The 12,821-nt window shown below is 36.5% G+C and carries 10 protein-coding genes; all 10 read left to right on the top strand.

Going from position 1 to position 12,821, the window contains the following annotated elements:
• The first annotated feature begins 9 nt into the window (after positions 1-9).
• Complete coding sequence (locus FS486_RS17805) at positions 10-1,986, top strand: DHH family phosphoesterase (RefSeq protein WP_186321506.1); 1,977 nt, start codon at positions 10-12, stop codon at positions 1,984-1,986.
• Complete coding sequence (rplI, locus tag FS486_RS17800) at positions 1,983-2,432, top strand: 50S ribosomal protein L9 (RefSeq protein WP_144513444.1); 450 nt, start codon at positions 1,983-1,985, stop codon at positions 2,430-2,432. The genes FS486_RS17805 and rplI overlap by 4 nt, the downstream gene beginning before the upstream one ends.
• Positions 2,433-2,444: 12 nt before the next feature.
• Positions 2,445-3,800 carry a replicative DNA helicase gene (dnaB, locus tag FS486_RS17795; protein ID WP_144513442.1) on the top strand — a complete coding sequence of 452 codons (1,356 nt, stop codon included), beginning with the start codon at positions 2,445-2,447 and terminating at the stop codon, positions 3,798-3,800.
• Between the two features lie 139 nt (positions 3,801-3,939).
• Positions 3,940-5,226 carry an adenylosuccinate synthase gene (locus FS486_RS17790; protein ID WP_144513440.1) on the top strand — a complete coding sequence of 429 codons (1,287 nt, stop codon included), beginning with the start codon at positions 3,940-3,942 and terminating at the stop codon, positions 5,224-5,226.
• A gap of 388 nt (positions 5,227-5,614) precedes the next feature.
• Positions 5,615-7,090: a LysM peptidoglycan-binding domain-containing M23 family metallopeptidase gene (locus FS486_RS17785; protein WP_144513438.1), complete on the top strand. Its 1,476-nt coding sequence runs from the start codon at positions 5,615-5,617 to the stop codon at positions 7,088-7,090.
• Between the two features lie 215 nt (positions 7,091-7,305).
• Entirely contained in the window at positions 7,306-8,010 is a 705-nt protein-coding gene (gene yycF / locus FS486_RS17780; protein WP_144513436.1) for a response regulator YycF, read from the top strand.
• A 3-nt stretch (positions 8,011-8,013) separates the two neighbouring features.
• On the top strand, positions 8,014-9,834 hold the full coding sequence (walK, locus tag FS486_RS17775) for a cell wall metabolism sensor histidine kinase WalK (RefSeq protein WP_144513434.1): 1,821 nt from the start codon (positions 8,014-8,016) through the stop codon (positions 9,832-9,834).
• Positions 9,825-11,162: a YycH family regulatory protein gene (locus FS486_RS17770; RefSeq protein ID WP_144513432.1), complete on the top strand. Its 1,338-nt coding sequence runs from the start codon at positions 9,825-9,827 to the stop codon at positions 11,160-11,162. Before walK ends, FS486_RS17770 begins: the two co-directional genes overlap by 10 nt.
• A complete protein-coding gene (locus tag FS486_RS17765) occupies positions 11,149-11,961 on the top strand; it encodes a two-component system regulatory protein YycI (RefSeq protein WP_144513430.1) in 813 nt (270 codons plus the stop codon). Before FS486_RS17770 ends, FS486_RS17765 begins: the two co-directional genes overlap by 14 nt.
• A gap of 13 nt (positions 11,962-11,974) precedes the next feature.
• Positions 11,975-12,763 (top strand): MBL fold metallo-hydrolase, encoded by a 789-nt coding sequence (locus tag FS486_RS17760; protein ID WP_144513428.1) that lies wholly within the window; start codon positions 11,975-11,977, stop codon positions 12,761-12,763.
• The last annotated feature ends 58 nt before the right edge of the window (positions 12,764-12,821 follow it).

The raw sequence follows: 12,821 nt of genomic DNA, 5'->3' as shown, positions 1-12,821 counted from the left end.
GCTGATCAAGTGGCGTCTTTTTTTAGAAAACGGCCAATTCGATATCCACTCTTTTTGTTTATGCTACTCGGTGGGGTTGCATCTTATTTACTTCTGTCTAACAATTTGTTAGTTGGATTATTATTTGCTCTATTAGTAATTGGAGTATCTATATATGCATGGATTTTAGAACAGCGTGTATATGAGGAGACAGAAAGACATATAGAGACTCTTTCTTATCGGATGAAAAAAGTGGGGGAAGAAGCACTTTTAGAGATGCCAATTGGTATTTTATTGATAAATGATCAATATGTCATTGAATGGGCCAATCCATACATGACTCAAAAACTACCGTTTGATACGATAATTGGCGAAGAGTTATCCTCTATATCTAAGGATTTTCAGCAGCTTTTAAAGCAAGAGGATTCAAAAGAAATGGTTATCTCCTTTGATGATAATAACTACAAGGTGTTATATAAGGCAGAAGAAAAATTATTATACTTCTTCGACATTACGGAGCAAGTAGAAATGGAATCCTTGTACTACGGGGATCGAACAGTTATTGGTGTGTTATTTATCGATAATTATGATGAAATTGCACAAGGAATGGATGACCAGACACGTGGACAGCTAAATAGTATTGTTACATCATGTGTGAATGATTGGGGAGCCAAGTATGGGATTTATGTTAAACGTATTTCTTCCGATCGTTTTTTAGCAGTTTTTAACGAATCTATTTTAGTTGAATTAGAAAAAAATAAGTTCTCTATTTTAGATGATATAAGAGAAACCACTTCAAAGTTTGGATTTTCTTTAACATTGAGTGTTGGGGTCGGTGCAGGTTCTATCTCACTGGTAGAGCTTGGAGAGTTAGCACAATCAAGCCTGGATCTAGTTTTAGGACGTGGTGGCGATCAAGTGGCGATCAAGCATCCAAATGGAAAAGTAAAGTTTTATGGTGGAAAAACAAATCCAGTAGAAAAAAGAACACGTGTAAGGGCTAGGGTTATATCGCATGCCCTTCGTGATTTAATACAAGATAGCGACAAAGTATTCGTAATGGGTCATCGCATGCCGGATATGGATGCCATTGGTTCTGCGGTTGGAGTTAGAAAAATGGCTGAGATGAATAAAGTTGAAGGCTATGTTGTGCTTGATTTCAATGAATTGGATAACAGTGTTACCCGATTAATGGATGAGATAAAGGAAAAGCCAGAACTATATGAACGCTTTATCAGCCCAGAAGAAGCATTGAATAAGATAACTGATAAAACACTATTGGTTATTGTAGACACCCATAAACCAAGTTTGGTGATTGATGAAAAGTTACTTCAAAAAGCCGAGAAAATAGTCGTAATTGATCATCACCGAAGAGGAGAAGAATTTATATCGAATACAATGCTTGTCTACATGGAACCGTATGCTTCGTCTACCTCAGAGCTTGTTACCGAACTTATCGAATATCAGCCTAAACATAAAAAAATCACAAGTTTAGAGGCTACATCCATGCTAGCAGGTATAATAGTCGATACGAAAAGCTTTACTCTTCGTACAGGGGCAAGGACATTTGAAGCAGCGTCATACCTCCGTACGAATGGAGCGGACACCGTACTTGTACAACGATTACTAAAAGAAGATATCGACACGTATATTGAACGCTCTAAAATCGTACAAACGGTTGAATTTTTTGGAGAAGGTATCGCAATTGCACATGGGGCCGAAAATATTTCTTATAGCCAGGTACTTTTAGCCCAAACTGCTGATATCTTATTAACGATGAATAATATTACCGCTTCGTTTGTAATAGGGCGTAAAAGTGATTCTAAGATAGGTATCAGCGCAAGATCGCTTGGAGATGTAAATGTACAGTTGGTCATGGAAAAACTAAATGGCGGAGGTCATTTAACGAATGCTGCGTGCCAGCTAAAAGATGTAACAGTTGAAGAAGCTATCCGCTTGTTGAAAGACGCTATTACTGAAACAATTGAAGGAGGAAATGCGGAATGAAAGTAGTATTTTTGAAAGACGTAAAAGGAAAAGGTAAAAAAGGGGAAATTAAAAACGTAGCTGATGGATATGCACATAACTTTTTATTGAAAAACAAATTTGCAGTAGAAGCTAACCCAGCTGCGATTAGTGCATTAGAAGGACAGAAGAAAAAGTCAGAAAAAGAGGCAGCTGAAGAGTTAGCAGAAGCAAAAAAACTTAAAGAGGTATTAGAGCAACTTACAGTTGAATTGAAAGCAAAATCAGGGAATGATGGCCGCTTGTTTGGTTCTGTAACTACAAAGCAAATTGCAGCACAATTAGAAAAATCACATGGTATTAAACTTGATAAACGCAAAATGGAATTAGATGATGCTATTCGTGCATTAGGATTTACAAACGTTCCAGTTAAGCTACATCATGAAGTAGTGGCGACATTAAAAGTACATGTGACAGAAGAAGCATAAGGAGAGAGGTCAATGAGCGATCCATTGTTGGACCGTGTGCCGCCACATAACCAGGAAGCTGAACAATCTGTCATCGGAGCAATATTTTTAGAACCACAAGCATTAATAACTGCCGCAGAAATTGTAATGTCAGAAGACTTTTACCGAGTTGCACATCAAAAGATATTCCAAACGATGTTAAGATTAAGCGATCAAGGGAAAGCAATAGATGTTGTAACTGTAACGGAAGAGCTTTCAGCGAAAAAAGAGTTGGAGGACGTTGGGGGCATTTCCTATATTAGTGAGATTGCTAATAGTGTTCCTACCGCGGCTAATATAAGTCACTATGCCAAGATAGTGGAAGAAAAGTCTATTTTACGTCGACTTATTCGTGTAGCTACAACGATAGTAGAAGACGGATTTACTCGAGAAGATGAAGTAGAGGCTTTGTTATCAGAAGCCGAAAGAAAAATGATGGAAGTCGCTAACAGAAAGAATGCTGGAGACTTTAAGCATATTAAAGATGTATTAGTTGAGACATACGACAACATTGAAAAGCTCCATACACGAAAAGGCGATGTTACGGGAATACCAACAGGATTTCGTGATTTAGATCGGATTACAGCTGGTTTCCAGCGAAATGACTTAATCATTGTAGCAGCACGACCATCTGTAGGGAAAACGGCCTTTGCCTTGAATGTTGCACAAAACGTAGCCACGAAGACCGATGAAAATGTTGCAATTTTTAGTTTGGAGATGGGTGCGGAGCAGTTAGTTATGCGTATGCTTTGTGCAGAGGGAAATATAGATGCTCAGGTACTGCGTACGGGTGCATTAACAACAGAAGACTGGCGTAAACTTACGATGGCAATGGGAAGTCTATCGAATGCAGGAATTTATATTGATGATACTCCTGGTATCCGAGTGAATGAAATTCGGGCTAAATGTCGTCGTCTAAAACAAGAATCTGGTCTTGGAATGATTTTAATCGATTATTTGCAGCTCATTCAAGGAAGTGGAGGAAGCCAAGCAAACCGTCAACAAGAGGTTTCTGAAATCTCTCGTTCACTAAAAGGATTAGCCCGTGAGTTGCAAGTACCTGTTATCGCACTATCACAGCTCTCCCGTGGAGTGGAACAGCGGCAAGATAAACGTCCGATGATGTCCGATTTACGTGAATCTGGATCTATTGAGCAGGATGCAGATATTGTTTCGTTTCTATATCGAGAAGATTATTATGACAAAGAAACGGAAAATCAAAATATGATTGAAATCATTATTGCAAAACAACGTAACGGTCCAACGGGTACAGTAACACTTGCTTTTGTGAAGGAATTTAACAAGTTTGTTAATATTGACTGGAGTCAGCATCAAGCACCACCGGCATAAATTCGAACACGAACATATTAATGGAACAACCATTAATTGTTCGTGTTTTTTGTTGTTATTAGTTGACTCGAGACTGGTCGCTTGGTACAATTACTCTGATTTAAATCGGGACTGAACAAGTCTGACGGAGGTGTTGGCTATGCCATCAGTAGTTGTAGTTGGAACACAATGGGGAGACGAAGGAAAAGGAAAAATTACAGATTTTCTCTCGGAAAACTCAGAAGTAATTGCACGATACCAAGGCGGTAATAATGCAGGTCATACCATTATTTTTGGTGGGGAAACATACAAGCTTCATTTGATTCCCTCTGGTATTTTTTACAAAGACAAAATCTCGGTTATTGGAAACGGTATGGTGGTAGATCCAAGAGCACTGGTTAAAGAGTTAAAAGGGTTACATGATCGAGGAGTCACCACAGAAAACTTGCGCATTTCTAATCGTGCACATGTAATATTGCCTTACCATTTAAAGCAAGATGAGGTAGAAGAAGCACGGAGAGGCGCCAATAAAATTGGAACAACGGGTAAAGGGATTGGTCCTGCTTATATGGATAAAGCAGCTCGTGTAGGTATTCGTATTGCTGATCTTCTAGATTATGAAGTCTTTAAAGAAAAATTAGAACGAAATTTAGAAGAAAAAAATAGAATGTTCGAGAAATTTTATGAAACAAACGGATTCACAGTCGAAGAAATTTTGGAAGAATTCTATGGTTATGGACAAGAAATTGAAAAATATGTAACAGATACTTCGAAGGTATTAAACGATGCATTAGACGAAGGACGTCGTGTACTATTTGAAGGTGCTCAAGGAGTAATGTTAGATATTGACCAAGGAACCTATCCATTTGTTACTTCTTCAAATCCAGTAGCCGGCGGTGTGACAATAGGAGCAGGAGTAGGACCAACAAAAATATCGCATGTTGTAGGAGTATGTAAAGCTTATACTTCCCGTGTAGGTGATGGACCATTCCCAACAGAATTATTTGATGAAGTAGGAAATCAAATCCGTGAAGTAGGCAAAGAATATGGAACAACAACTGGTAGACCTCGTCGAATCGGTTGGTTTGATACTGTAGTTATCAGACATGCAGCCCGTGTGAGTGGCTTAACGGATTTAACAGTTAACTCCATTGATGTATTAACGGGATTAGAAACTGTCAAACTTTGTACTGCTTATAAATACAAAGATGAACTGATCACCGAATATCCAGCAAATCTTCGTATACTTGCTGAATGTGAACCTGTTTATGAGGAGCTTCCAGGTTGGAATGAAGATATTACAAAATGTAAGACACTTGATGAACTACCATCAACTGCACGTCATTATTTAGAACGTATCTCTCAACTTACAGGTGTACAAATTTCAATTTTTTCAGTTGGTCCCGATCGAACACAAACAAATATCATCTCCAGTGTTTGGAGATAATTAAATAGGTATATTCTATTGTTTTTTATATAAGCTGTTGGAAAGTGAAAACTTTTTGACAGCTTTTTGTCGTTTAACTAAAAAAATGCTCAAACTTTAGCAGTTTTAAACTTTTAATATGACAAATATAACAATGAATAAAGTTAATTCATGTATAAAATAAGGTTATTTTAGAAAAATTCAAAACGTAAACGTCGAAAAAACAGAAGAATAGCTTATTAATTTTCATTTTTTTGTAAACTAATAGAATATAATGGAACTAATGATACAGTTTCTTTACAACTACGTTAATTACTACACTTCTATATTTCAAATATGTTAGATTAGAGTAGTGTGAAAAATAGCATACGCCAAAAAGGTTTTCATTAGTTTTGGAAGGGGCTTTAACATGTTTTTGAAAAGAAAGAATGAGGAACATAAGGGGAATAGACCAATTGTTCTATCAAACAAAAAGTCAAATATAGTGATAAAAGCAACCATATCAATTTTGCTTATTTCAGGTTTATCTTTTAACATGGCTTTTGCAAAAGAAGATGATAGTAATACATTAAAAGAAATTTATCATATATATTCAAATGGAGAATACGTAGGAGCGTTGTCTGATAGAACAGAGATGGAGGCAATGATTGATCGAAAAATTCAAGATTCGCACTCCCAATACGAGAATCTCTCTTTAACAGCTAGTTCTAATTTATCGGTAGTATCAGAACAAGTTTTTACAGCTTCTACAAATGATGAAACAACACTTCAAAAACTCGATAAACTAATTGAAGTGGAGGCAACAGCATTTGCATTATCAGTTAATGACGAGATGGCAGTCTGCGTCAAAAACATAGAAGCTTACCAAGAAGCCGTACATAAACTTAAATTACATTTTGTTTCGGAAGATGAGTTAAACGCAGTGGAAGCGCGAAAACATTCTATGGAAACTTTACCCGAGTTAAAAGAAAATGAAACGCGTATTAAAGATATTGTTTTAAAAGAAAAAGTCTCTGGAGTTACAGTACAAGTGAATCCAGACAAAATTGTTTCACCAGATGATGCAGTAAAGCTTCTACTTGAAGGTACATTAGAACAAGAAACATATAAGGTAGCAGCTGGCGATGTATTAGGAACAATAGCAGGAAAGTATAATCTAACATCTGCTGAGCTAATGGCTATAAATCCTGGTATTACAGACTCTACGTTATTACAAATAGGGCAGGAGTTAAATGTAACAGTCTTAAAACCGCTCATTAATGTAGAAGTTCAATATGAGAAAAAGGCAGAAGAGGTTATTAAACATACGCAAAAAGTTGTTGAGACGGAAGATATGTACAAAGGTGATACAAAAGTAAAACAAGAAGGTTCTGATGGGAAGAAAATAGCTACTTACTTAGTGCGTCAAGAAAATGGGGTACAAGTAGGTCAATCGGTTATCGAGGAAACAATTCTTGAAGAGCCGAAGGACCATATTGTCTTAAAAGGAACGAAGGTTATTCCTTCACGTGGTTCTGGCGTATTCGCCTGGCCTGCTGAAGGGGGATATATTTCTAGTAAAATGGGTTATCGTTGGGGGCGTCAACACGAAGGAATTGACATAGCACGTCCTAGTGGGTACACGATTAAAGCATCTGATAATGGTGTTGTCGAAGCTGCCGGCAAGGATGGCACCTATGGAAATCGTATAATTGTGAATCACCAAAATGGTTATAAAACAATATATGCCCACCTTTCTTCTATAAGTGTAAGTGTAGGAGATGTGGTTCCCCAAGGTTCAAAACTAGGTGTAATGGGAAGCACCGGGCGTTCAACGGGTACTCATTTACATTTTGAAGTGAAAAAAAATGGTGTTACGATTAATCCATTATCTGTGTTAAACTAAAAAGGTAGAGACGGTCACTAGTTTGGCTGTCTTTTTTTGTTCAAACAATTTCCCAGGAAATAATTCGACAAACATCGACTCTGCTATCTTCATTCCTTCTATTCATTAAGGATGCGAAGAGTTTAAAAGCATGATAGAGTTAATATATAAACGATCTAAAAATAATAATTCATTTGTTTAAAATATAGAATAAAAGAGCGAAAGGAGCTCCATACATGAGTAAAAAGATATTAGTAGTAGATGACGAAAAGCCAATTGCAGATATACTTCAATTTAATTTAAAAAAAGAAGGTTATCAGGTATTTTGCGCCTATGACGGCGATGAAGCTCTAAAAAAGGTAGAAGACGTACAACCGGATTTGATGTTATTAGATATTATGCTTCCCAATAAAGATGGGATGGAAGTTTGTAGAGAGATCAGAAAAAAATATGATTTTCCTATCATTATGTTAACCGCAAAAGACTCAGAAATCGATAAAGTGCTCGGACTAGAATTAGGTGCGGATGACTATGTTACAAAACCATTCAGCACGAGAGAGTTAATAGCTCGAGTAAAAGCAAATATGCGTAGACATCAGACGATAAACGAAGGCGAAGAGGTTGTTACGAATGATATTGTAATTGGACCATTGACTATACAACCGGATGCCTATTTGGCATTAAAAAGAGAAGAAACGATAGAACTCACGCATCGAGAGTTTGAATTATTACACTACTTAGCAAAACATATCGGACAAGTGATGACGCGCGAACATTTATTACAAACAGTATGGGGATATGATTATTTTGGAGATGTTCGTACAGTGGATGTAACTATCCGTCGTTTACGGGAGAAGATTGAAGATAATCCTAGCCATCCAACATGGATTGTAACTAGAAGAGGCGTGGGCTACTATTTACGAAATCCAGAACAGGAGTAAAAAATGCAAAAGGTTGGTTATTTCAAATCAATTCATGTAAAAATTGTATTTATCTATATTTTACTTATCATTATTGCGATGCAAATTATTGGTTTATACTTTGTACAACAGCTAGAGGAAACGTTAAAGGATAATTTTCAAGATTCTATTAAGGATCGTGTAGGTTTGTTAGAATTTAGCACAAGGGAAGAAATATTAAAAGAAAGAGACGAAGAAGATACTACTTTAGAGCAAAGCCTACGTTCCATTTTATCCGGGTTAAACTCCTTTGATATTAAAGAGGTGCGAATTATCGATGCAAGATATCAAATTCTCGCAACTTCGGATTCAAGCAACCAATCGATTGTTGGGCAACGTTCCATGGATGAAGCAGTGAAGTTATCTATTACTTCTGAAACTGCCCAAGAGAATATTTCACTCGACGGGCAAGCACATCGTGTTTGGATTTTAGCAACACCAATCATGTATCAAGGAGAAGTAATTGGTTCGTTATATATTGAGTCGAATATCGAAAATGTATTTGGTCAGATGAATGAGATAAACCAAATTCTTGCGGGAGGTACGGCCGTTGCACTCGCTATTACGATTGTCTTAGGGATATTAATCGCACAAACGATTACCAGACCGATATCTGATATGAGAAAACAAGCACAAGCTATGGCAAAAGGTAATTTCTCACGAAAAGTTCGTGTATATGGTAATGATGAAATTGGACAATTAGCAATTGCTTTTAATCATTTAACGAATCGTCTTCAAGAAGCCCAGTCAACAACAGAGGCAGAACGAAGAAAACTAGCATCAGTACTTACAAATATGACCGATGGAGTAATTGCGACAGACCGAAAAGGAAGGGTTATACTTATTAATGATCCTGCTATCCGGTTATTACGCATTCCTAGAGAAATGGTATTAAATCGTCCGATTACTTCGGTACTTGGGATTGATAATGCTCATTCCTTTGAGGATCTAATTCATTTAAAAGAATCTCTAAACCTTGATTTAAGCACACAGGAACGTCCATTTATATTGCGGACAAATTTCTCTGTTATTCAAAAAGAAACAGGATTTGTTAACGGGTTAATAGCAGTCCTACATGATAATACGGAGCAAGAAAAAATAGATATGGAACGAAGAGAATTTGTTGCAAATGTTTCTCACGAACTGCGGACTCCTCTGACGACGATGAGCAGTTATTTAGAAGCACTAGCAGAGGGTGCTTGGAGAGATGAAGAAATTGCTCCATCATTTTTACAAGTAACACAAACGGAAACTCAACGGATGATAAGACTTGTAAATGATTTGCTACAACTATCTAAAATGGATAGTAGTGATTATGACTTGAATCGAGAAATTGTCAATTTCAATCAGTTCTTTAATCGCATCATAGATCGGTTCGAGCTAGCTAAGTCTCAAAACGTTACGTTCCATCGTATTCTATCTAATAATCCATATTACGTGGATATCGATACGGATAAACTAACACAAGTAATTGATAATATTATTTCAAACGCCATTAAGTATTCACCAGACGGGGGCAATATCCGGTTCGGGGTTGCCGTTCAAGATCATACTTTAACAGTGATGATTTCTGATGAAGGTATGGGTATACCTCAGGAAAATGTTAATCGAATCTTTGACCGTTTTTACCGAGTAGATCGTGCAAGAGCAAGATCCATGGGGGGAACTGGTCTAGGACTCGCAATTGCCCGGGAAATGATTGAAGCTCATGGGGGTAGGATTTGGGCAGAAAGTGAAGAAGGACATGGAACGACTATCTTTTTTACACTAGAAATTGAAATGGATGAGGAAGGTGAGTGGGATTGAAGTACATTGAACAAGTAAAATCTGTTATTTTACTCTTACTCATCCTACTAAGCCTAACAATGACGTTTACAATATGGACCTATTCCCCTTCATACAATACGATTGATACACCAATCGTAAATATTTCTATTGCAGAAAAAAAGAAAATGGAAGATGTGATTAAGCCATATCGGCTATTAGTTAGCCAAGAAAATATATTAAATGGTTCTGTCACGACATTGGATATAGAAAAAACATTAGGTTTAATGAAAAACTGGGAAATACAGAAAGTAAAGCTCATAAACAACCAAACAAGTATGCAACAAATTAACGACTATATAAAAACTGCAAATCGCATAACACTCTTTTTTCCAGCAGAGGTTCCACTTGAAACTTATAGTAGCTTTCATAAATTTGAGGACTATAGTTTACCACAGGGTGCTTCTTTTGATCGATTGGTTATTGGTTGGAACGAATCTTCTTCTGAAGGAATGAACATCTATTTTATTAGCACAACAAAACAAAAGATCTATGCAGCTTCAATAGAGAAAGTTGACCAGGAAGTATTTTTAGGAAGTATAAAAAAACAAGCAATGAATTTGCCGGTTTATAATGAAATCGAAAGAGTTGGTAATCTTTCTTTATACGTGTCTACAAGTCCGGAAACTTTTGTAAGTTCGACGTATTATATTGAGGAAATTGCAATAGAGAAATTTAAAAATGCCTTATTTAATAATCCAGGACTTGTAAGAAGTAATCCTTTAGGAACTAGTGGACAAGAATATACGGATGATAATGCCTTAATGAATATAGACTTTTTCTCAAAGGAATTAAGCTATGTACATCCGGCTTCTGAGAGCGAAAATATAGGGAATTCTGCAGCCCTCCTCCAAAATAGTGTGAACTTCGTGAACGAGCATGATGGATGGACAGATGACTATCGATATAATAGTATCAATCCAAATAGGCAACAAATAAGCTATCAACTTCACTTTTTAGGTCTACCGGTATTTAGTAATGATACAGCGACAGAGATTACACAGCAATGGGGAGACAACAAGGTTTATCGTTATAAAAGACCATACTATATGTTAAATGTAGGGGAGGAACCTCTTAAAGCGAGAGATATGGAATTGCCTTCTGGTCAGGAGATGTATGACTTTCTTGCAACTTCTACCGAACTAAAAATTTCTTCTGTTGAAGAATTAATGGTAGGATATTATTTATCAAAAGATGAGAATCAGCCATCATTATTGAATTTGGAACCTGCTTGGTATTACTTGTCAAATGGGTTATGGATTCGTATAACTCCAGAACTACTGGGAGGTGGCAAATTTGGATTGGAATAAAACAAAAACCATATTTATTATTGTTTTTTCTATTTTGAATGTATTCTTATTTACTCTTTATTTTAATAGATATAATGAAGCATCAGAAGTGAAAGTTCCAAATGATACACCTATAGAAGAACGATTGCTATTAGATAATATTAAAGTAGAGAAATTAGAATCGGTCGTACAGGAAGCGTCCTATGTTTCGGGAAATGTTCACCTTTTTAGTGTAGAAGATTTAAGTAAGTTAACGAATCAGACATTAGAAGTGGTAGATGGCTATCAATTAATAGGGACATTCGAAAAACCTATCCCGATTACAGAGGAAAACACGTTAGAAAAATTACTTCAAGAAAACATTCTACGTGGTGACTCATATGGCTTTTGGAAAATAGATGAGGAGAAACAGTCCGCCACATTTTTTCAAAAAGTAAATAATCGACTCGTTTTTTACAATCAAAATGCAAAAGTTATTCTGTATTGGAACGAAGATAAGGAACTTGTTCGATATGAACAGACGATATTGGACAAACTCGAGGACTATAATAAATCGAAAAAATTAGTACAGCCTATGCAGACTATTAATTCTTTGTATAGACGTTCACTTTTAAAACCCGATTCTACTGTTGAAGATATTAAACTAGGGTATTATACATTAGCCCAAATTAAGGGGACGCAAGTATTTGCACCAACATGGTATATTCCCGCTAAGCTCACGGACGGAACGATAGAAGAACATTTTGTAAATGCAGTAGAAGGCAGAATTATCGAGATCCCCCAAAAACCAGAAGAGCCTGAAGAACCAGAAGTAAAGTAAGGAGTTTTAATAAATGAAGTTTAGTGTATTGGCAAGCGGTAGTAGTGGAAATGCTATTTACGTGGAAAACGAGGAGCATTCTTTTCTAGTAGACGTAGGACTAAGTGGCAAGAAAATGGAGCAACTTTTTCAAGAAATCGATCGAGATATGAAAAAGTTATCGGGAATTTTCATCACCCATGAACATAGTGACCATATTAAAGGGTTAGGTGTCGTCGCTAGAAAACATGGAATTCCTATATTTGCGAATGAAAAAACATGGACTGCAATGGATTCCCATATTGGTAATGTACCGATAGAACAGCGATTTCAATTTGACATGGAAACAGTTAAGACATTTGGAACGATTGATATTCAATCTTTTGCTGTATCACATGATGCTGCAGACCCAATGTTTTATATATTTCATGAAAATGGTCGGAAGCTTGTATTAATTACAGACACTGGTTATGTTAGTGATCGGATGAAGGGACATATTAAAGGGGCAGACTCTTTTGTCTTTGAAAGTAACCATGATGTAAGCATGCTTCAAATGGGACGTTATCCTTGGTCTATCAAAAGAAGAATATTAAGCGATGTAGGACATGTATCAAACGAGGATGCAGCCGTTGCAATGAGTGAAGTAGTAGATACAAAAAATACGCATATTTATCTATCTCATTTAAGTAGAGACAATAATATGAAAGATTTAGCAAGAATGAGTGTCGCGCAAACCCTGCAATCTTGCGGGATAATTGCTGGAGAATATGTACATCTTCATGACACGGATGCTAACGTGCCAACTGAATTAGTACTTGTCTAATCATTGATATTTAATATAAAAAAGTTCTAAAAAGCTTTAATAGCTATTTAGAACTTTT

It is taken from the genome of Bacillus sp. FJAT-22090 (assembly GCF_007676755.1).
Taxonomy (GTDB): domain Bacteria; phylum Bacillota; class Bacilli; order Bacillales_A; family Planococcaceae; genus Psychrobacillus.
Note: the sequence above shows the minus strand (reverse complement) of the source record. Positions and strands in the feature narration are given on the sequence as shown.

Bases quoted from the DNA above. Each gene is read 5' to 3' on its own strand.
- rplI (WP_144513444.1), top strand. From the start codon at position 1,983: ATGAAAGTAGTATTTTTGAAAGACGTAAAAGGAAAAGGTAAAAAAGGG.
- dnaB (WP_144513442.1), top strand. From the start codon at position 2,445: ATGAGCGATCCATTGTTGGACCGTGTGCCGCCACATAACCAGGAAGCT.
- FS486_RS17790 (WP_144513440.1), top strand. From the start codon at position 3,940: ATGCCATCAGTAGTTGTAGTTGGAACACAATGGGGAGACGAAGGAAAA.
- FS486_RS17785 (WP_144513438.1), top strand. From the start codon at position 5,615: ATGTTTTTGAAAAGAAAGAATGAGGAACATAAGGGGAATAGACCAATT.
- yycF (WP_144513436.1), top strand. From the start codon at position 7,306: ATGAGTAAAAAGATATTAGTAGTAGATGACGAAAAGCCAATTGCAGAT.
- walK (WP_144513434.1), top strand. From the start codon at position 8,014: ATGCAAAAGGTTGGTTATTTCAAATCAATTCATGTAAAAATTGTATTT.
- FS486_RS17760 (WP_144513428.1), top strand. From the start codon at position 11,975: ATGAAGTTTAGTGTATTGGCAAGCGGTAGTAGTGGAAATGCTATTTAC.